7 protein-coding genes are annotated in these 22,575 nt (G+C 65.7%); 4 read left to right on the forward strand and 3 right to left on the reverse strand.

Annotated elements, in window-relative coordinates; all coding sequences use genetic code 11:
• The first annotated feature begins 81 nt into the window (after nucleotides 1–81).
• The 3 genes from BXA00_RS28300 (at nucleotide 82) to BXA00_RS28310 (ending at nucleotide 16,539) form a co-directional block, all read left to right on the forward strand.
• Nucleotides 82–13,764 carry a retention module-containing protein gene (locus tag BXA00_RS28300; RefSeq protein ID WP_076521683.1) on the forward strand — a complete coding sequence of 4,561 codons (13,683 nt, stop codon included), beginning with the start codon at nucleotides 82–84 and terminating at the stop codon, nucleotides 13,762–13,764.
• Between the two features lie 106 nt (nucleotides 13,765–13,870).
• Nucleotides 13,871–14,554, forward strand: coding sequence for a transglutaminase-like cysteine peptidase (locus tag BXA00_RS28305; RefSeq protein ID WP_076522161.1), 684 nt, complete (start codon nucleotides 13,871–13,873; stop codon nucleotides 14,552–14,554).
• A gap of 17 nt (nucleotides 14,555–14,571) precedes the next feature.
• Nucleotides 14,572–16,539 (forward strand): LapD/MoxY N-terminal periplasmic domain-containing protein, encoded by a 1,968-nt coding sequence (locus BXA00_RS28310; protein ID WP_076521684.1) that lies wholly within the window; start codon nucleotides 14,572–14,574, stop codon nucleotides 16,537–16,539.
• Nucleotides 16,540–16,624: 85 nt separating this feature from the next.
• Here BXA00_RS28310 and BXA00_RS28315 read toward each other — a convergent pair whose 3' ends face one another.
• From BXA00_RS28315 to BXA00_RS28325, 3 genes are read right to left on the reverse strand one after another with little or no spacing between them, the layout of a single operon-like run.
• Complete coding sequence (locus BXA00_RS28315) at nucleotides 16,625–17,464, reverse strand: M48 family metallopeptidase (protein ID WP_076522162.1); 840 nt, start codon at nucleotides 17,462–17,464, stop codon at nucleotides 16,625–16,627.
• A gap of 37 nt (nucleotides 17,465–17,501) precedes the next feature.
• Nucleotides 17,502–18,572 carry a chorismate synthase gene (aroC, locus tag BXA00_RS28320; protein ID WP_076521685.1) on the reverse strand — a complete coding sequence of 357 codons (1,071 nt, stop codon included), beginning with the start codon at nucleotides 18,570–18,572 and terminating at the stop codon, nucleotides 17,502–17,504.
• A gap of 36 nt (nucleotides 18,573–18,608) precedes the next feature.
• Nucleotides 18,609–19,991: a bifunctional diguanylate cyclase/phosphodiesterase gene (locus tag BXA00_RS28325; protein WP_076521686.1), complete on the reverse strand. Its 1,383-nt coding sequence runs from the start codon at nucleotides 19,989–19,991 to the stop codon at nucleotides 18,609–18,611.
• A gap of 533 nt (nucleotides 19,992–20,524) precedes the next feature.
• On the opposite strand from BXA00_RS28325, the gene BXA00_RS28330 reads away from it, so the two are divergent.
• Nucleotides 20,525–22,492, forward strand: a complete 1,968-nt coding sequence (locus tag BXA00_RS28330) for an EAL domain-containing protein (protein ID WP_083714360.1) — start codon at nucleotides 20,525–20,527, stop codon at nucleotides 22,490–22,492.
• Nucleotides 22,493–22,575 lie beyond the last annotated feature (83 nt).

The raw sequence follows: 22,575 nt of genomic DNA on the forward strand, positions 1-22,575 counted from the left end.
TGTCCTCGAGGACAATATCCGCCGTCGCCGGCGCCTCGTAGTATCTGGCCATCTTGGATAACTCCCTGAAACGGAACCCACATGGCCAACTCCTCTCCCGCAGTCGTCAACGAAATCTCCGGTCGCGCCTGGATTCGCAATAGCGACGGCTCTCTGACCGAACTGCATCAAGGCAGCAAGGTCCCCGCCGGCAGCGACATCGTCACGGCGTCGGGCGGCACGGTTTCGCTTCAGGTTGAAAACGGCATGCCCATCGTCATCGGCGAGGGCCGTGAAGTGGCGCTGAACAGCGACATGACCGGCCCCCTGGCCGATCCGACGGAAGCCGCGGTCGCGCCGCCTTCGGGCACGGATTCCGACCGCCTGCTGGCCGCCCTGCAAGCGGGCCGCGACCCGTTTGAAGTCCTGGATCCGACGGCCGCCGTCGTGGCCGGCGGCGGTGAAGCCGGCGGCAGCAGCTTTGTGCGCCTGGCGCGCATCCTGGAAACCACCAGCCCGCTGGACCTGGCTTATCCGAACCCGGCGCGCGCCGATGACACGCTGCCCCGCGTGTCGGGCGCCGCGGCGACCGACGACGACGGCGATGCCGCCGCCGTGCAAACGCCGGGCAACACCCCTCCCGTCGCGCAGAACGACACCGTCGCCACCCGCCAGGACAATTCGATCAGCGGCAACCTTCTTGCCAACGACGCGGACGCCGATGGCGACGCGCTGACGCTGGTTTCCGTCAATGGCCGCGCGATGACCAGCGCGGGAATTACCGTTCCTGGTTCAAACGGCGGGACTTTCACGGTGTTCCCCGACGGATCGTATGTCTTTAACCCCAATGGCGAATACAAGGCGCTGGGAGAAGGCGAGACGGTCGTTTCCACCATTTCTTACACGATTACCGATCCGTCGGGCGCCACGTCGACGGCGACGGTCGCCGTCACCGTCACTGGCGAACTCGACGTGCCGACGATTGCCGTTTCGGATGCCGGCACCGTGAACGAAGGCGGTTCTGCCACGTTCAACATCAGCTTGGGCAATACGATCGATCTGGATCGTGAAACCACCGTCACGCTCAAAATCGGTGGCCAGGTCGAGGCTCAGGACGTCGGTTTGCCTGTCGTCACCATCGGTGGCGTCGCCGTCGCTGTGACGGCCAACGCTGATGGCACGTACAGCTTCCAACTTCCCGCCGGCGTCACGAACGGCATCGTGGTGACGTTGCCCACCACCGACGACAGCACCTTCGAAGGTCGCGAAACGCTGACGCTGGAAGCCACGCTCAGCGGCCAGGCCGCCAACGGCGCTCAATTGCCGTCCGGCATTTCCGACACGGGCAGCGCCACGATTGTCGATACGGAAAGCACCGATCCGTCCAACCCGAACCCGGGCGCGGACGTGCCCGCCCTGAGCGTCTCCGACGCCGGGGATGTCAACGAGGGCAGCAACGCCGTCTTCAATGTCGCGCTGTCCAAGCCGGTCGACGCCGACACGACCCTGACCTTCACGCTGGGCGGCCAGATCGAAGCGGGCGACGTGGGTACACCCACCGTCATGATCGGCGGCACCCCTGCCGTCGTTACCGCCAATGCGGACGGCTCGTACAGCGTCACCGTGCCCGCCGGCACCACGGGCGGCATCGTCGTCACGGTCCCGACGACCGATGACACGGTGTTCGAAGGCCGCGAGCAGCTCACGTTGGAAGCTACGCTGACAGGCAATTCCGCCAGCGGCATTGCGCTGCCGGGCAACATCACCGACAGCGGCAGCGCCACGATTGTCGATACCGAAAGCACTGACCCGTCCAACCCGAACCCGGGCGCGGACGTGCCCGCCCTGACCGTCTCCGACGCAGGCGATGTCAACGAAGGCAGCGACGCGGTCTTCAACGTCGCGCTGACTAAGTCCGTCGACGCCGACACGACGCTGACCTTCACGCTGGGCGGTCAGATCAAATCGGACGATGTGGGTACGCCCACTGTCATGATTGGCGGCACGCCTGCCGTCGTTACCGCCAACGCGGACGGCTCGTACAGCGTCACCGTGCCCGCCGGCACCACGGGCGGCATCGTCGTGACGGTCCCGACGACCGATGACACGGTGTTCGAAGGCCGTGAGCAACTGACGTTGGAAGCTACGCTGACGGGCAATTCCGCCAGCGGCGTTGCCTTGCCGGGCCATATCACCGACAGCGGCAGCGCCACGATTGTCGATACCGAGAGCACCGACCCGTCCAACCCGAACCCGGGCGCGGATGTGCCCGTCCTCACCGTCTCGGACGCGGGCGATGTCAATGAGGGCAACGAAGCAGTGTTCAATGTGGCGCTGACCAAGCCGGTCGACGCCGACACCACCCTGACCTTCAAGCTGGGCGGCCAGATCGAAGCAGGCGACGTGGGCACGCCCACCGTCATGATCGGCGGCACGCCTGCCACGGTCACGGCCAATCCGGATGGCACGTACAGCGTCACCGTGCCTGCCGGCACCACGGGCGGCATCGTCGTCACGGTCCCGACGACTGACGACACGGTGTTCGAAGGCCGTGAGAACCTGACCCTCGAAGCCACGCTGACCGGCAATTCCGCCAGCGGGACTGCCCTCCCGAGCAACATCACCGACAGCGGCAGCGCCACGATTGTCGATACGGAAAGCACTGACCCGTCCAACCCGAACCCGGGCGCCGACGTGCCGGCCCTGACGGTCTCGGACGCGGGCGATGTCAACGAAGGCAGCGATGCTGTCTTCAACGTCGCGCTGACCAAGCCGGTCGATGCCGACACCACGCTCACCTTCACGCTGGGCGGCCAGATCGAAACGGGCGATGTGGGTACGCCCACCGTCATGATCGGCGGTAAGCCCGCTACGGTCACCGCCAATCCGGATGGAACCTACAGTGTCACCGTGCCGGCCGGCACCACGGGCGGCATCGTCGTCACGGTCCCGACCACCGACGACACGGTGTTCGAGGGCCGTGAGCAGCTGACGTTGGAAGCTACGCTGACCGGCAATTCCGCCAGCGGCGTCGCCTTGCCGGGCAACATTAGCGATAGCGGCAGCGCCACGATTGTCGATACCGAAAGCACCGATCCGTCCAATCCGAACCCGGGAGCGGACGTGCCCGCGCTCACCGTCTCGGACGCAGGCGATGTCAACGAAGGCAGCGACGCGGTCTTCAACGTCGCGCTGACCAAGTCCGTCGACGCCGACACGACGCTGACCTTCACGCTGGGCGGTCAGATCGAAGCGGGGGATGTGGGTACGCCCACGGTGATGATTGGCGGTAAGCCTGCCGCGGTCACCGCCAACGCGGATGGCTCGTATAGCGTCACCGTGCCTGCCGGGACCACCGGCGGCATCGTGGTCACGGTCCCGACTACCGATGATGTCACCTTCGAAGGCCGCGAGAACCTGACGTTGGAAGCTACGCTGACGGGCAATTCCGCCAGTGGCATTGCACTGCCGGGCAACATCACCGACAGCGGCAGCGCCACGATTGTCGATACGGAAAGCACTGACCCGTCCAACCCGAACCCGGGCGCGGATGTGCCCGCACTCACGGTCTCCGACGCCGGGGATGTCAACGAAGGCAGCGACGCTGTCTTCAACGTCGCCCTGACCAAACCGGTCGATGCCGACACCACCCTGACCTTCACGCTGGGCGGTCAGATCGAAGCAGGCGACGTGGGTGCGCCCACCGTCACGATCGGCGGCGCGCCTGCCACGGTCACCACCAATCCCAATGGCACGTACAGCATTACCGTGCCCGCCGGCACCACGGGCGGCATCATCGTCACGGTCCCGACGACCGGTGATTCGGTGTTTGAAGGTCGTGAGCAACTGACCCTCGAAGCCACGTTGACGGGCAATTCCGCCAGCGGCATTGCGCTGCCGGGCAACATCACTGACTCGGGCAATGCCGTGATCGTCGACGATCACGGCCCGGGCGCCGATGTGCCCGCCTTGACCGTCTCCGACGCGGGTGATGTCAACGAAGGCAGCGATGCTGTCTTCAATGTCGCGCTGACCAAGTCTGTCGACGCCGACACCACACTCACCTTCACGTTGGGCGGCCAGATCGAAGCAGGCGACGTTGGCGTGCCCACCGTCATGATCGGCGGCGTGCCTGCCACGGTCACCACCAATCCGGATGGCACGTACAGCGTCACGGTCCCTGCCGGCACCACGGGCGGCATCGTGGTCACGGTCCCGACGACGGGCGACTCGGTGTTTGAAGGTCGTGAGCAACTGACCCTCGAAGCCACGCTGACGGGCAACTCCGCCAGCGGCATCGCGCTGCCGGCCAACATTACCGACTCGGGCAACGCTGTCATCGTCGACGATCACGGCCCTGGCGCGGACGTGCCCGCCTTGACCGTGTCCGATGCAGGCGATGTCAACGAAGGCAGCGACGCGGTCTTCAACGTCGCCCTGACCAAGTCCGTCGACGCCGACACCACCCTGACGTTCACGCTGGGCGGTCAAATCGAAGCGGGCGATGTGGGTACGCCCACCGTCATGATCGGCGGCGCGCCTGCCGTCGTTACCGCCAACGCGGACGGCTCGTACAGCATCACCGTGCCCGCCGGCACCACGGGCGGCATCGTCGTCACGGTCCCGACGACCGGTGACTCGGTGTTTGAAGGTCGTGAGCAACTGACCCTCGAAGCCACGCTGACGGGCAATTCCGCCAGCGGTATTGCGCTGCCGGGCAACATCACTGACTCCGGCAACGCCGTCATCGTGGATGACCATGGTCCCGGCGCCGATGTGCCGGCCCTGACCGTCTCCGATGCAGGCGATGTCAACGAAGGCAGCGACGCGGTCTTCAACGTCGCGCTGACCAGGTCCGTCGACGCCGACACCACGCTGACCTTCACGCTGGGCGGCCAGATCGAAGCGGGCGATGTGGGTACGCCCACCGTCACGATCGGCGGCGCGCCTGCCGCCGTTACCGCCAACGCGGACGGCTCGTACAGCATCACCGTGCCCGCCGGCACTACGGGCGGCATCGTCGTCACGGTCCCGACGACCGGTGACTCGGTGTTTGAAGGCCGTGAGCAACTGACCCTCGAAGCCACGCTGACGGGCAACTCGGCCAGCGGCATTGCGCTGCCTGGCAACATCACTGACTCGGGCAACGCCGTCATCGTCGATGATCATGGCCCGGGTGCCGATGTGCCGGCCCTGACTGTGTCCGATGCAGGCGATGTCAACGAAGGCAGCGACGCGGTCTTCAACGTCGCGCTGACCAAGTCCGTCGACGCCGACACCACGCTCACCTTCACGCTGGGCGGCCAGATCGAAGCGGGCGACGTGGGCACGCCCACCGTCATGATCGGCGGCAAGTCCGCCACGGTCACCGCCAACGCGGATGGCTCGTACAGCATCACCGTGCCCGCGGGCACCACGGGTGGCATCGTGGTCACGGTCCCGACGACCGGTGACTCGGTGTTTGAAGGTCGTGAGCAACTGACCCTCGAAGCCACGTTGACGGGCAACTCGGCCAGCGGCATTGCGCTGCCTGGCAACATCACTGACTCGGGCAACGCTGTCATCGTGGATGACCATGGTCCCGGCGCCGATGTGCCGTCCCTGACTGTCTCCGACGCTGGGGATGTTAACGAGGGCAGCGACGCCGTCTTCAACGTCGCCCTGACCAAGTCCGTCGACGCCGACACCACGCTCACCTTCACGCTGGGCGGCCAGATCGAAGCGGGCGATGTGGGTACGCCCACCGTCATGATCGGCGGCGCGCCTGCCGTCGTTACCGCCAACGCGGACGGCTCGTACAGCATCACCGTGCCCGCCGGCACCACGGGCGGCATCGTGGTCACGGTCCCGACGACCGGTGACTCGGTGTTTGAAGGTCGTGAGCAACTGACCCTCGAAGCCACGCTGACGGGCAATTCCGCCAGTGGCGTTGCCTTGCCGGGCAACATTAGCGACAGCGGCAGCGCCACGATTGTCGATACCGAAAGCACCGATCCGTCCAACCCGAACCCGGGCGCGGACGTGCCCGCGCTCACCGTCTCGGACGCAGGCGATGTCAACGAAGGCAGCGACGCGGTCTTCAACGTCGCGCTGACCAAGTCCGTCGACGCCGACACCACGCTGACTTTCACGCTGGGCGGCCAGATCGAAGCGGGCGATGTGGGTACGCCCACCGTCATGATCGGCGGCAAGTCCGCCACGGTCACCGCCAACGCGGATGGCTCGTATAGCGTCACCGTGCCTGCCGGCACGACCGGCGGCATCGTCGTCACGGTCCCGACGACCGATGATGTCACCTTCGAAGGCCGCGAGAACCTGACCCTCGAAGCCACGCTGACCGGCAACTCGGCCAGCGGCATTGCGCTGCCGGGCAACATCACCGACAGCGGCAGCGCCACGATTGTCGATACCGAAAGCACCGACCCGTCCAACCCGAACCCGGGAGCGGATGTGCCGTCCCTGACGGTCGCGGACGCCGGGGATGTCAACGAAGGCAGCGACGCCGTCTTTAACGTCGCACTGACCAAGCCGGTCGACGCCGACACCACCCTGACCTTCACGCTGGGCGGTCAGATCGAAGCGGGGGATGTGGGTACGCCCACGGTCACGATCGGCGGCACGCCTGCCACGGTCACGGCCAATCCGGATGGCACGTACAGCATTACGGTCCCCGCTGGCACCACGGGCGGCATTGTGGTCACGGTCCCGACCACCGATGATGTCACCTTCGAAGGCCGCGAGAACCTGACCCTCGAAGCCACGCTGACCGGCAATTCCGCCAGTGGCGTTGCCTTGCCAGGCAACATCACCGACAGCGGCAGCGCCACGATTGTCGATACCGAAAGCACCGATCCGTCCAATCCGAACCCCGGCGCGGACGTGCCCGCCCTGACCGTCTCGGACGCAGGCGATGTCAACGAAGGCAGCGACGCGGTCTTCAACGTCGCGCTGACCAAGTCCGTCGACGCCGACACCACGCTGACCTTCACGCTGGGCGGCCAGATCGAAGCGGGCGATGTGGGTACGCCCACGGTCATGATCGGCGGCAAGTCCGCCACGGTCACCGCCAACGCGGATGGCTCGTATAGCGTCACCGTGCCTGCCGGCACGACCGGCGGCATCGTTGTTACGGTCCCGACCACCGATGATGTCACCTTCGAAGGCCGCGAGAACCTGACCCTCGAAGCCACGCTGACCGGCAGTTCCGCCAGTGGCGTTGCCTTGCCTGGCAACATCACCGACAGCGGCAGCGCTACGATCGTCGATACCGAGAGCACTGATCCGTCCAACCCGAACCCGGGCGCCGACGTGCCGTCCCTGACGGTCTCGGACGCAGGCGATGTCAACGAAGGCAGCGACGCCGTCTTCAACGTTGCACTGACCAAGCCGGTCGACGCCGACACCACGCTCACCTTCACGCTGGGCGGTCAGATCGAAGCGGGCGATGTGGGTACGCCCACGGTCATGATCGGCGGCACGCCTGCCGTCGTTACCACCAATGCGGACGGCTCGTACAGCGTCACCGTGCCCGCCGGCACCACGGGCGGCATCGTCGTCACGGTCCCGACGACCGATGACACGGTGTTCGAAGGCCGTGAGCAACTGACGTTGGAAGCTACGCTGACAGGCAATTCCGCCAGCGGCGTTGCCTTGCCGGGCAACATCACCGACAGCGGCAGCGCCACGATTGTCGATACCGAAAGCACCGATCCGTCTAACCCGAACCCGGGCGCCGACGTGCCGTCCCTGACCGTCTCCGACGCAGGCGATGTCAACGAAGGCAGCGACGCCGTCTTCAACGTTGCACTGACCAAGCCGGTCGACGCCGACACCACGCTCACCTTCACGCTGGGCGGCCAGATCGAAACGGGCGATGTGGGTACGCCCACGGTCATGATCGGCGGCAAGTCCGCCACGGTCACCGCCAACGCGGATGGCTCGTATAGCGTCACCGTGCCTGCCGGCACGACCGGCGGCATCGTCGTCACGGTCCCGACGACCGATGATGTCACCTTCGAAGGCCGCGAAAACCTGACCCTCGAAGCCACGTTGACCGGTAATTCCGCCAGTGGCGTTGCCTTGCCTGGCAACATCACCGACAGCGGCAGCGCCACGATTGTCGATACCGAAAGCACCGATCCGTCTAACCCGAACCCGGGCGCCGACGTGCCGTCCCTGACCGTCTCCGACGCAGGCGATGTCAACGAAGGCAGCGACGCCGTCTTCAACGTTGCACTGACCAAGCCGGTCGACGCCGACACCACGCTCACCTTCACGCTGGGCGGCCAGATCGAAACGGGCGATGTGGGTACGCCCACGGTCATGATCGGCGGCAAGTCCGCCACGGTCACCGCCAACGCGGATGGCTCGTATAGCGTCACCGTGCCTGCCGGCACGACCGGCGGCATCGTCGTCACGGTCCCGACGACCGATGATGTCACCTTCGAAGGCCGCGAAAACCTGACCCTCGAAGCCACGTTGACCGGTAATTCCGCCAGTGGCGTTGCCTTGCCTGGCAACATCACCGACAGCGGCAGCGCCACGATTGTCGATACGGAAAGCACTGACCCGTCCAACCCGAACCCGGGCGCGGATGTGCCGTCCCTGACGGTCGCGGACGCAGGCGACGTCAACGAAGGCAGCGACGCTGTCTTCAATGTCGCACTGACCAAGCCGGTCGACGCCGACACCACGCTCACCTTTACGCTGAGCGGTCAGATCGAAGCGGGCGACGTGGGTACGCCCACGGTCATGATCGGCGGCAAGTCCGCCACGGTCACCGCCAATTCGGATGGAACCTACAGCGTCACCGTCCCGGCCGGCACCACGGGCGGCATCGTGGTCACGGTCCCGACGACTGACGACACGGTGTTCGAAGGCCGTGAAAACTTGACCCTCGAAGCCACGCTGACCGGCAATTCCGCCAGTGGCGTTGCCTTGCCTGGCAACATCACCGACAGCGGCAACGCCACGATTGTCGATACCGAAAGCACCGATCCGTCCAACCCCAACCCGGGCGCCGATGTGCCGGCCCTGACTGTCTCCGACGCAGGCGATGTCAACGAAGGCAGCAACGCAGTCTTCAACGTCGCGCTGAACAAGTCCGTCGACGCCGACACCACCCTGACCTTCAAGCTGGGCGGTCAGATCGAAGCGGGCGACGTGGGTACGCCCACCGTCATGATCGGCGGTAAGCCTGCCACGGTCACCGCCAACGCGGATGGCTCGTACAGCATCACGGTCCCTGCCGGCACCACGGGCGGCATCGTGGTCACGGTCCCGACCACCAACGACACGGTGTTCGAAGGCCGCGAGCAACTGACCCTCGAAGCCACGCTGACGGGCAATTCCGCCAGTGGCGTTGCCTTGCCGGGCAACATCACCGACTCCGGCAACGCCGTCATCGTGGACGACCGCGGCCCCGGCGCCGACGTGCCCTCGCTCAATGTCTCCGACGCGGGCAACGTGACGGAAGGGAATAAGGCGAACTTCAACGTCTCCCTGAGCAAGCCCGTCGATGCCGAAACCACCCTCACCTTTACGTTGGGCGGCCAGATCACCGCGGCCGACCACGGCACCCCGACCGCGACGATTGGCGGGCTGTCCGTGACGGTCACGGCCAACGCCGACGGCTCGTACAGCATCAAGGTTCCCGCCGGCACCACTGGCGGCATCGTGGTCCAAGTGCCCACGACGGCAGACGGCATCTACGAAGGCACCGAGAAAATGACGCTCGACGCCACGCTGTCCGGACAGACCGCCAGTGGCTCGGCCTTGCCGGCAGGCATCTCGGACAGCGGCAATGCCTCCATCGTCGATATCAACAAGCCCCCGGTGGTCGGCAGCGCATCCGCGGCCGTGTCCGAGGAAGGATTGAGCGGCGGCATCAAGGACAGCAACGGCACGTCCGACACGACCAACTCGGCGCAGGCCAACGGTCAACTGAGCATCACCGACGACAATAGTGGAGCCACCTACACCATCACCCTGGTGGCGCCGGCCAATGGCACCCTCTCTTCCGACGGCGTGCCCATCGTCTGGACGCTCTCCGACAATGGCCATACCTTGACCGGCCGCGCCGGCTCCGCCGATGCCATCATCATCAAGATCGACGACACCGGCGCGTACACGGTGAAGATGCTGGCGCCGGTCGACCACCCGGACACGACCCGCGAAGATACGCTCGGCCTGTCCGTGACGGTCAAGGTCGCCGACGGCGTCAATGCGCCCGTCTCCACAACCCTGAACGTGACGATCGAAGACGACTCTCCCGTCGTGCAGCAGAACTCGCCCGTCAACGTGGAATCCACCGGCATTCCCGATGTCTACACCGGCAAGGTGTCGTTTGCGGGCAGCTCCAGCAGCGACAGCCAATGGAAGTTCACGTTCGGCAATGGTGCGGTGGAAGTCTCCGCCAAGGGATTCACCTCGAAAGACGACCTCACGCTCGTCGACGCCAAGGTCAACCAGAGCACGTCCGGGCTGGGCGTGGCCAGCAATGAATCCCCGTATCACAACATTGCGAATGAGGTGGACTATCGCGAACTGAACGGGCAAGGCGCGTCTGAAGAGCTGACGATCCGCCTCACCGGCGGAAAGATCGCCTACGGCGCAACCATCGACTTTGCAGCCATGTACGGCGGCGAAGTGGAAAGCGGCATCGCGCGTTTCTACCGCGATGGCGTGCTGATCGCCGAACGCACCTTCACCTCCGACAAGAACGGCGGCGACTATGCGGCGAACTTCCGGGTCGAGGAAGGCGGTTTCGACACCATCGTGGTTTCCGCCACGGACAACCACAAGAACTCGTCGAGCGACAACAGCGACTTCACGGTCACCGGCGTGACGTTCCTGGGCAGCCAGGATGTCCATGCCATCGCCTATGCCGACGGCAACCTGCAGTACGCCTACGGCGCCGACGGCGCCGGCACGCTGCAGCTGACGGGGGTGGAAAGCGGCCTGACCACGCGCGACGGCGGCGCCATCAAGACCAATGTGGCGGCCAATGGCAACCTGATCCAGGGCCTGGATTCATCGGGCAATCTGGTGTTCGAGATCCGTCTGACGCCGGCCACCGGCAAGTGGGAGTTCTACCAGTACCAACCCATGAATGGCACGGCCAACGACCTGATCGACTTTACGTACCGTGTCACGGACGCCGACGGCGACTTTGCCAACGGTCAATTCCAGGTCGGCGGTGTCGAGCCGACCGGGCCGACCCTGGCAATCGCAGACAACAACGCCGCTGCTCCTGGCGTCTTGAGCGTGTCGGAAGCGCAGGCCACCGGCAGCGGCTCCTTCCTGATCACCGCGGCGGCCGGACTGAAGTCGATCTCGATCGACGGCACGGGCAACGCCGATGCCACGCTGACCCTGGACCGCCTGGCGGGCCTGGCGAACGATCCGCTCACGCTGACCACCAGCAAGGGCACGCTGACGCTTACCGGCTACGACGCGGCCACCGGCAAGGTGACCTACACCTACCAGACCAGCGGCGCGCAGCAACACACCGGCGACGACACCAACGTCCAGGACCACTTCACGATCACGGTCGAAGACAAGTTCGGCGGCAAGGCCACGGGCGACCTGGGCGTGCTGGTCACCGACACGGCGCCCAGTCTCGTTCCGGCCGCCGCAAGCTCCGCGCTGTCTTCGGTCGGCACCAACATCATGCTTACGCTGGATACGTCCGGCAGCATGAACTACGGCAGCGGCGTGTACAGCGGCTGGCGTGAACTGTCGCGACTGGAGGTTCTGAAGTCCTCGGTTGCCAAACTGCTCGACCAATATGGCGAAGCCGGCGACGTGCGCGTCATGATCGTGGAGTTCAACTCGACCGCCGGCCAGAAGGGAGGCGGCTGGATGTCGCTGGCCGACGCCAAAGTGCTGGTCGAGGGCTTGAGCTACGGCGGCGGCACGAATTACGAAGCCGCGTTGAACACCGCGATGACTGCATGGAACAACTCTGGCACGGGCAAGCTGGAAGGCGCCAATGTCCAGAATATTTCCTACTTCTTCACGGACGGAAATCCGGAGAACGGTCCCGTCTACGCGGCGCAGCAAGCGACCTGGGAGAAGTTCCTCTCGGACAACCATATCAATTCTTACGGCATCGGCCTGGGCACCAACGCCAGCGGCACGTACATTGATCCGGTCTCCTACAACCCGGACAAGCCGCAGGACAGCAACACGATCATCGTGAAGGACCTGAACGGGCTCGACACGGCGATCGCGGACACCATCGCGCCGCCCATTACCGGTGACATCGCCGCCGGCGGCACGCTGGGCGCCGACCTGGCCGGTGCGCGCATTACGCAATTGGTCATCGACGGCAAGACGTATAACTACGACGCCGCGACAAACAAGGTTACGGCCAGCTCCGGCGCGACCTACACGTTCGATTCGGCCAAATCCGAACTGACGGTGACCACGTCGCATGGCAAGTTCACCATCGATCTGGCGGGCGAAAACGTGGGCGATTACCGCTACCAGCCGCAAACCGCCGGCAGCGACACCGTCCAGTACACGGTCAAGGATGGCGACGGCGATACGGCAAGCTCCAGCCTCACGCTGACGGTGACGGCGCCGGTTCATCAAAACCCGGATGCCGTGAACGACAGCGTGATCACCAACATCCTGGGTTCGCAGTTGACCGTGCAGGCCGGCTCGCTGCTTGCCAACGACGTGCGCGGAACGGGTGCGTTGACGATGGGTCCGCTGACGGTGAATACGGGCTGGAAGGACAAGGGAGGCGATTTCACCGCACGAACGGTGGAAAAAGTTGACTTTGACAGCAACGGCAACAACAACGCGAACAAGTTCCTGACGGTCAACCGTGACCGCCTGGCGCAGATTGGCCAGGATCGCGCTCAGATCAAGGTGGACGGCTATCTTGCTTCGGTCGGCTCGAGCCAAAACAACGATCAGGACACGATCACCATCGCCCTGCTGGCCGGTGAGGTCCTCACGCTGAGCCATGACCAGCCAAGCAACTGGATCCGGATGGAGTATCGCCTGGCAGGAAGCTCGGACGACTATGTCGTGCTGCAGAGCGGCCAGTCCATCACCTCCACGAACGGTGCCACCTACGAAATCCACATGGTCAACATTGACGACAATGGATCGGGCTGGGGCGGCACGGGAGCGGAGGACTATCTGCTCACGATGACCGTGGACTACTCCCGCGCTAATCCCGTGACCGACAACGTGGCCAATTCCTCGTACACGATCCAGACGGCGGATGGCCATAGCGACAGCGCCAATGTGTCGGTGGCGTACCAATCGGGTAGCTCTCTGCTTGGCACCGACAAGAGCGAGATCCTGCTGGCGGGCGATGGCAACGATACGCTCAACGGCGGCAAGGGCAACGACGTGCTGGTCGGCGGAAAGGGCAACGACACCCTCATCGGTGGCGACGGCTCCGACACGTTCCGCTGGGAGTTCAATGATCAGGGAACGACCGCCAACCCGGCAGTCGACCGGATCAAGGACTTCTCCCTGGCCAAGCCCGCGGACGGCGGAGACGTGCTGGATCTGAAGGACCTGCTCGTCGGAGAGAAGGACGGCAATCTGACGAACTACCTGAACTTCAAGCAGGATCCTGCCAACTCCAGCAACACGATTCTCGAGATCAACACCAAGGGCCAGATCGGCCAGGGTGCCGATCAGAAGATCGTGCTGGAGGGCGTCGACCTCACCCATGACGCCCACGGTCAGGCCGTCAGCAACCAGGCCATCATCAACGACCTGCTGCAGAAGGGGAAGCTGAACGTCGATCACCACTAAGCCACGACGTTCCAAGGGAAGGCCGGCATCGGCCTTCCCTTTTTTCTCAGTCACATTTTTTAAAGGGTGCGTCCAACATCACGCAAAAAATGTGAAAATCCGTTTCATGCCATCGACCCGCCGTTACCGTAGCGCGCTGACTCTGTGCCGATTGGCGTTGCTATGCCTGGCTTGCGGCTGGACGGGCAGTTCCGCCCTGGAAGTCAACTCCGACCGGCTGCAAAGCCTGTCGGCCAGCCGCTACGGCGCCAAGGGCTCCAAATCGGTCTCGAGCTGGCTGCAATTGCTGCGCAGCCCCGCGCCCGCCGCGAACAAGGACCGCCTCACCGTCGCCAACGACTTCTGGAACCGCGCCCTCCTCTCCGGCGAGGATTCCATCATCTGGAAGCAGGCCGACTACTGGGCCACGCCGCTGGAATCGCTGGGGCGAGGCGCGGGGGATTGCGAAGACTATGTCATCGGCAAGTATTTCACCCTGCTCTCCATGGGCGTGCCGGCCAACAAGCTGCGCTTCATCTACGTGCGCGCCCGCATCGGCGGCCCGGCCAGCAGCAGCCAGGTGGCGCACATGGTGCTGGGCTATTACGAAACCCCGAATGCCGTCCCGCTGGTGCTGGACAGCCTGATCTCAACCATCCTGCCGGCCACGCAGCGGCGCGACCTGACGCCGGTGTTCAGTTTCAACGCCGACGGCGTCTACGTGGACGGCAAGGCTGCCGCGCCCGTCGACCGCCTCAGCCGCTGGCGCGACCTCCTTCAACGCATGGAACGGGAAGGCATCCGCCCCTGATGTCCGGAAACAAGACTATGTCCATACTTCGTCAGCTCCTGCTCAGTGTCACCCTCGCCATCAGCGTCATCTTGCTGGGGACGCTGGCGCTCAGCGTCAACTCGGCGCGCGAATACCTCTCGGGCCAGCTGCAGGTGCAAAGCACCGACGCGGCCGTGTCCCTGGCCCTGTCCTTGTCGCAACCGGCGAACAATGACCCAGTCGTCCAGGAACTGCTGGTGTCGGCGCTCTACGATGGCGGGCACTTCTCGCTGGTGCGCCTGACGGATCCCGAGGGCAAGGTGCTGATCGAGCGCAAGTCCACGGCCACGGCGGCTTCCGTGCCGGCGTGGTTCCAGGCGCTGGCGCCGCTGGATAGCCAGGCGGCCAGCCACGCGGTCAGCGACGGCTGGCGGCAGATCGGCGAAGTCACCCTGATCGCCAACGACGCCTATGCCTGGGAAGCCTTGTGGCGCAGCAGCCTGAAGATGATCGCGCTGGTGGTGGGCGCGGGCATCCTGTGGGCCGTCTTTGCCTTCGTGCTGGTCGGTTGGATCAAGAACCGGCTTCTGCGCGAGATCAGCGACCACGTCCGCGGCATCGGCCGGGACTCGCCGGGCGAGCAGGTCGAGGCGCGGGTGCCGGAGCTCTCCGGCGTGGTGCAGGCCCTGAACCAGACGCGCGAACGCATCCATGCCAGCGTCGAAGAACAGAACGCGAAAATCGAGTCGCTGGAACTGGAGCTGAACCAGGACCCGGTGACCGGCCTGCCCAACCGCAAGTACTTCGTCAACGAGTTCCGGCGCGCGCTGGAAACCCGGCCGGCGGCGGGCACGACCCGGATCGATGGCGGGCATGTCCTGGTGTTCCGCCAGCGCGATCTGGCGGACCTGAACCGGCACATGCCGCGCGAATTCATCGACCAGTGGCTGCGCGCGGCCTGCGAACGCATCCAGGGGTCGCTGACGCGCATGCATGTGGCGACGCCCCTGCTCGCGCGCCTGAACGGATCCGATTTTGCGCTGCTGCTGCCCGGCTGCGCGGCGCCGCAGGCCATGATGGTGGCCGAGCAGGTGCGGGCCGATCTGCACGCCTCGCGCATTCCGGTCGGTGAGGGGCATCTGTGCCGTTGGGCGCAGGCCATGACCGATTACGGACACGGCAGCCAGGCCGGCGCCGTGCTGGCGCGACTGGATTTCGGCCTGATGCGCGCGGAAAGCGCCGGCAACGACCAGGTCGTGATTGCGGGCGCCACCGACATGCAATCGCCCTCGGAAGCCGGCGAGCGCGCATGGAAGGACGCCATCCAGACGGCATTGGAAGGACAGCATTTCGAACTGGCGACAGAACCCCTGCTCGCGCTGGACGGCCGCGTGGTCCGCACCGAAGCCATGCTGATGCTGCGCACCGCGCCCGACCAGGAGCCGATCCCGGCCACGCTCTTCATCCCGCCGGCCGTGCGGCTGGACCTGGTGGCGGAATGCGACCTGGAATCCGTGAGGCTGGGCCTGCAATGGCTGGCCCGCCATCCGGGCGAGCTCGCCGTGCGCGTGGCGCTGCCGTCGCTGCGCGGCCAGAAGTTTATGCGCCAGCTTGCGCTGCTGCTGACCGAAAACCGTCCGCTGGCGCGCCGCCTGTTCGTGGAAATCGACGCGCACGGACTGGTCGAATGCCACGAGCAGATCACCGCGTTTGCGCGCGTCGCCGCGGAGTTCGGCGCGCACATCGGCGTGCGCCGCCTGGCGCAGCAGTTCGGCGCGGTGGCGCAGTTGCACACGCTGCCGTTGTCCTACGTGAAACTGGGCGGGGGATTCGTGGGCGGCATGTCGCAAAGCCCGGGCAGCCAGCAACTGACCGCCTCGGTGCTGGAAACCGCCCGGTCGCTGGGGATCGCGGTCTATGCGGAAGACGTGCCGGACGCGGAGACCCAACGCATCCTGCACGGCCTGGGCATCGAGATCATGCGCGGCCAGGGCGTCAAGACGGCCAGCGGGGGACAAGGCTGAAGGCCCCGCGATCGGCAGACCATGCAAAACGGCCCGCGCAGGCCTTGCCGCGCGGGCCGTGTCGTCTGCGCGAGGCCGGACGCGCTCAGCGCGCGCCCTGGCCCTTGGACTGTTCGTAAAGCGGCATCACCTTCTGCGCTGCGGCTTGCAGGTCGCTGATGCGCGAGGCGGCCGACGGGTGGGTCGAGAGGATCTCGGGCGGTGCGCTGCCCTGGCTGGCCGCGCCCATCTTCTGCCACAGCGTCACGGCGGCGCGCGGGTCGTAGCCCGCCCTGGCGGCCAGTTCCACGCCCATGCGATCCGCTTCGGTCTCATGGGTGCGGCTGTTGGGCAGGGTGAACATCACGCTCGTAAACTGCCCGCCCAGGTCCGACGCCGCGGGAGACCCCGTGGCGATGGACAGCACCTGCAAGCCCAGATCGGTGGCCATCTGCTGGGATACGCGCTCGCGCGCATGTTCGCGCAGCGCGTGGGCGATCTCGTGGCCCAGCACCGCGGCCAGCTCATCGTCGGTCGGATTGATCTTTGAAATCAGCCCGGTGTAGACGGCTATCTTGCCGCCGGGCATGCACCAGGCGTTGATCTCGTCGCTGGACAGCACGTGGACTTCCCATTTCCAGCCTGTCGCATCGGGACGGAACACGCCCGCCTGCGCGATCAGGCGCTGGGAGATGTCCCGCACCCGGGCCACCTGCTTGGCGTCGCGGTCCAGCAGCCCCTTGGACTTGGCCTGCTGCAGGATGTCGGCGTATTGCTGGGCCGCCTCCTGCTCCAGGGCCTGCGAGGGCACCATGCTGGACATATATTGCGTGCGATTGACGCCCACGGCGCCAGACTGCGTAGTGTTCATGCCCGTGCAGCCGGCCAGTACGGCCAGCGACAGCACGGCTCCGGCATTGCGCAGAAAATGACGCTTCTGTTTCATGTCGGCCTCCAAGCCATTTCAACAACGGGAAAGCGTATCAGACCGGGGCGGCGCCACACTGCCCGCGGTGGCGCAGCGCGTGGTCGATCAGCACGAGCGCCAGCATGGCCTCGGCGATCGGCGTCGCGCGGATGCCGACGCAGGGGTCGTGGCGGCCCAGCGTCTGGACCATCACCGGCTCGTTGGCGCGGTTGACCGAGCGGCGCTCGACCCGGATGCTCGACGTGGGCTTGATCGCCAGCGACACGGTGATGGGCTGGCCCGTGGAGATGCCGCCCAGCACGCCCCCGGCGTGGTTGCTCAGAAAGCCCTCGGGCGTGATCTCGTCGCCATGTTCGGACCCGCGCTGCGCGATGCAGTCGAAGCCGGCGCCAATGGACACGCCCTTGACCGCGTTCAAGCCCATCATGACGTGGGCAATGTCGGCATCCAGACGGTCGTAGATGGGTTCGCCCCAGCCGGCCGGCAGGTTCTCTGCGACGACTTCAATGCGCGCACCGATGGAGTCGCCGTCCCGGCGCAACTGGTCCATATAGGCTTCCAGTTCGGGGACGACCTCGGCATTGGGGGCATAGAAGGGATTGTTGGGCACCTCGTCCCAGGAAACGAAAGGGATCGCGATGGGACCGAGCTGGCTCATGTAGCCGCGCACCTTCACGCCATGGTGTTCGGCCAGCCATTTCTTGGCGATGGCGCCGGCCGCCACGGTGGGCGCCGTTAGGCGCGCGGACGAACGGCCGCCGCCGCGCGGGTCGCGCATGCCGAACTTGCGCCAGTAGGCGAAGTCGGCGTGGCCGGGCCGGAAGGTGTCGGCAATGTTGGAATAATCCTTGCTGCGCGCATCGGTGTTGCGGATCAGGAGGCCGATGGGCGTGCCGGTGGTGACGCCGTCATAAACGCCCGACAGGATCTCGACCTGGTCGGCTTCCTGGCGCTGCGTCACGTGGCGCGAGGTGCCGGGACGGCGGCGGTCCAGCTCGGCCTGGATGTCCGAGGCGTCCAGCGCCAATCCGGGGGGACAGCCATCCACGACACAACCGATGGCCGGCCCGTGGGATTCGCCGAAATTCGTGACGGTAAAGAGAGTACCTAGGGTATTGCCGGGCATAGGGAGTCAACAGGTCGGGTTTGCAAGCAACCCCGATTATGACACCGCCGAGGCCAAAGCCTGGATCTGGGCGGCGGGCGCGGGCCTACCCAGCAAATAGCCCTGCATCACGCGGCATCCCAAGGACTTGAGGATTTCGCGCTGCCCTTCCGTCTCGACCCCCTCGGCCACGACTGGCAGATGCATCGCCTTGCACAGCCCGAACAGGGCCGACACGACCTCGCGGCTGCCGGCGTCCGATTCCAGGGCGGAAATGAAGCTGCGGTCGATCTTGACCCAGTCGATGGGCAGATGGCGCAGGTGGTTCAGGCTGGAATAGCCACAGCCGAAGTCGTCCAATGCCACGCCGATGCCCTTGTCGCGCAGGATGTTCAGGATCTTTACGTGCCGCTCGTAGTGCAGGATGAAGATGGATTCGGTGATTTCCAGCACCAGTTTGCGCGGAGACAGGCGAGTGGCCTCCAGCACGTCGGTCACCAGTTGCACCAGGCTGTCCTCGTCCATCTGCTTGACGGAAAGATTCACGTGGACGCGCCAGGCGGACGGCCACAGCGCCGCCTGCGTGCAGGCCCGCTCCAGGATCCAGGCGCCCAGCGGCACAATGAGGCCGCTGCGTTCGGCCAGTTCAATCGTGACGGCCGGCGACACGCTGCCCAGCACGGGGTGATGCCAGCGCAGCAGGGCCTCGCAGCCCTGCACCACCCCGGTGCCGCTGTCGCAGACCGGCTGGTAGTACAGCTCGAACTGCTCCATGTCGGGCGTGGTCAACGCCAGCCGCAGGTCGTTTTCCAGGCCCTGCTGATCCCGCTGGCGCGCCAGCAGACGGAAATCAAAGAGGTTCCAGCCCTCGCCGCCGCGTTCCTTGAGCGGGACCATCGCGACCTGAACGCAGCGCTGCAGTTCTTCGACGCTGCGGCCGTGGGCGGGATAGAGGGCAGCGCCGATCCGAAAGACCGCAATAAGGGGACGGCCTCCCAGTTCGTAGGGCGCGCTCAGGTCGGCCAGCAATTTGGCCGACACCTGCGCGGCACCCTCTTCGTCCACGCTGGGGACGCAGACAGTGAACGAATCGGCACCGGCACGGGCCGCCATTCCGCCCAGCGCGCGGGCGACCAGCCCAAGCCGGTCCGCCACCTGCACCACGAGGGCCTGGTCTTCGCCCGCGCGCAGCATCGCGCTGATCTGGGCGTAGTGTTCGAAACTGACCAGAAAAAAGGCGCCGCGGCGCGTCGTGCCCTGCGGCTTGCCCAGCCAGGTACGCACGCGACGATGCAGCTCCTGCTGGCTAAGGAGGCCGGTCAATTCGTCACGCGTCAAACGCCGCCGGAGCGTGCGCTCCCGGCGGACGAAAAGCAGACTGATCGCTGCAAGTGCGCCCGCGAGCGTCAGGCACAGTGCGAGCAGGTAACTCTCACGCACGGAGCCCCCTATCCATATGCCCCCGGCGTTGCGGCCCGACCACGGGCCCAGGGGCTGTAACATATTTTAAATTATGCATTGCTTTCGCAAAAACACGCCACTTTTCGGAGGCAACACGCCCCTTCTTTCCTGACATCCTTGGGTTCTTGGTTTGCTCGCGGCAGGTCATGGCAGGGTCCTGGATGGCAGTCGCTGGCCGGTCCTCTCGCCATGCCTCGCTCCATCTACGACACCGAAGCGCCAAAAATTAATACGCTGTGTCTCAATAGTTCTCAACCGGCCAATTATCACGAGCGAAATAATTGCACACCTTGTCTGATATGACCGAGGATTTCGTAATATTCTGTGCGTTCTGTGACAGCCCCCATTACAGTGTCAGCTTTGCCATCGCAATCTCCGTAACGTGTGTCACGTTTGATATCCAGGTTTTATCCCGCGCAGGCGTTCTTGCCGCCTGACGCTCCCGTTTAGGCGGCAGCCGACGCGATACCCCGCCGGAACCGCGCAAGCCCAGGAAGGGACACGCAAGTAACATGCCCACATTACGCCGGCTGCTTTTATGCTCCGCTCTTCTGATCGGCTTCATCCTGCTTGGCGCCCAGGCGCTCGGGATGCTGGCGGCGCACCGCTACCTCAACACCCAGCTCGCGCAGCAAAGCGAAGCGGGCGCCAACGCGCTGGCGTGGGCGCTGTCTCACGGCACGGGCACTCAGCAGGAGCAGGCCGAGCTCGCGGATGAACTGTTCGGCCAGGGCCTGTATTCGCTGGTAAATATCACGAACGAAGGAAATGCCCTGCGCGTGGAGCGCCGGTCGCCGCCGGCCGCCGGCCGCGACCGGGACTGGCGCGCCGCATGGCTGAACATGGAAGCGCCGGCGGTGTCCCGGCCCTTCGCCACGCCCAACGGCAAGACCAAGGGCACCCTGACCGTGCAGGCCGACGCGCGGCTGGCGCGCGACACGCTATGGCAAGGCGGTGTGCGGGTGCTGGGCCTGGCGTTGGCCGCCGCCGCTTTCTGGGCGCTTTTCGCGACCAACCTCGTACGGTGGATCGAGGCCCGGACATCTCGGGACATCTGCGACCGCGTGCGGGCCCTGGCGCCGGGCGCCGGCACGGCGCTGACCGGCTCCTGCGAAATGCCGGGGGTGGACCAGGCGCTGGTCGATGCGCAGCGGCGCGTGGCCGCCACGGTGCAGGAACAGAACGCCCGCATCGAATCCCTGCAAAGCGAGATCTACCGGGACCCAATCAGCCGCCTGTCCAACCGCAAGCATTTCATCGACCAGTTCAGGCTGGCCCTGACCGACAAATCCGACGACACGGGCGGGCACCTGCTGATGTTCCGCCAGCGAGATCTGGCGCAGATCAACCGGCACCTGTCCCGCGCCTTCACCGACCAGTGGCTGCGGTCGTCGTCGGACCGGCTGCGCAAGCTGGTGGAGGAATTCGGCGGTCCGGGCGCGCTGCTCGCGCGGATCAGCGGCTCGGACTTCGCCCTGCTGCTGCCCCGCACCTCAGCGCCGCAGGCCAGCCTGCTGGCCGAACGCGTGCGGCGCGAGCTGCGGTCCCTGCGCGTGCCGATGGACAAGTACGGCTGGTGCCGCTGGGCGCTGGCCATGGCCGAGTTCGCCCCGGGCGACAACATGAGCGACATCCTGGCCCGCCTGGACCATGCCCTGATGTGCGCGGAAAGCGCTGACGACGACCAGATCACGCCCGCGAGCCAGGCCGCCGACAGCACCCGTATCGGCGAATACAGTTGGCACGATGCGCTGGTCACGGCGCTGGAACAGCACCGGTTCTCGCTGGCGGCCCAGCCGCTGCACGACCTGTCCGGCGCGGTGCTGCATTACGAGGCCACCCTGGCGCTGCACGACGCGTCCGGCACGGACCCCGTCCCCGCCTCGATCTTCATGCCCCCGGCGGTGCGCCTGGGCTTGTCGGCCGAATGCGACATCCAGGCGATCCGCCTGGGACTGGACTGGCTCTTCACCCATGAAGGCGCGCTCACCGTGCCGGTGTCGCTCGCCACGCTCGCGCAAGGGTCATTCTTCACCCGGCTTGAACGCATGCTGGCCGACCGGCCGGCGCTGACGATGCGGCTCATCCTCGACGTCGACGCCGCGGGACTCGTGGAACAAGGCGCCGACGTGCGCCTGCTCTGCGACATCGTCACCGGCGCCGGCGGAAGGGTCGGCGTGTCCAGGCTGTCGCAGCAATTCGGCGCCATGGAACACCTGCATGAATTCCCCGTGTCCTATGTGACGCTTTGCGGCAGCTTCATCACCGGCCTGCTCCACAGCCCCGGCAGCCAGCACCTGGCCGCCACCGTGGTCGCCACCGCAAGGACGCTGGACATGGCGGTCTATGCCGCCGACGTGCCTGACAGCGCCACGCAGTTCGTGCTGGAAGAGATCGGCGTCCGCGCGATCAGCGGGGCTGTCGTAAACTTCGCCCACGCGCACGATCTCGCGCATGATCACCAATGGGTTCCTAGTTGACGGAAGGATTGTTTCTTCGCACCCGCTGGCGTTTCCGCCACCTTCGCGCGAGCTGGGCCGGCTCCCTCCGGAGATCCGCCTGG

The organism is Achromobacter sp. MFA1 R4 (assembly GCF_900156745.1).
Taxonomy (GTDB): domain Bacteria; phylum Pseudomonadota; class Gammaproteobacteria; order Burkholderiales; family Burkholderiaceae_B; genus Achromobacter.

Coding starts and splice junctions, on each gene's coding strand:
- BXA00_RS28300 (WP_076521683.1), top strand. CDS start 82: ATGGCCAACTCCTCTCCCGCAGTCGTCAACGAAATCTCCGGTCGCGCC.
- BXA00_RS28305 (WP_076522161.1), top strand. CDS start 13,871: ATGCCATCGACCCGCCGTTACCGTAGCGCGCTGACTCTGTGCCGATTG.
- BXA00_RS28310 (WP_076521684.1), top strand. CDS start 14,572: ATGTCCATACTTCGTCAGCTCCTGCTCAGTGTCACCCTCGCCATCAGC.
- BXA00_RS28315 (WP_076522162.1), bottom strand. CDS start 17,464: ATGAAACAGAAGCGTCATTTTCTGCGCAATGCCGGAGCCGTGCTGTCG.
- aroC (WP_076521685.1), bottom strand. CDS start 18,572: ATGCCCGGCAATACCCTAGGTACTCTCTTTACCGTCACGAATTTCGGC.
- BXA00_RS28330 (WP_083714360.1), top strand. CDS start 20,525: ATGCCCACATTACGCCGGCTGCTTTTATGCTCCGCTCTTCTGATCGGC.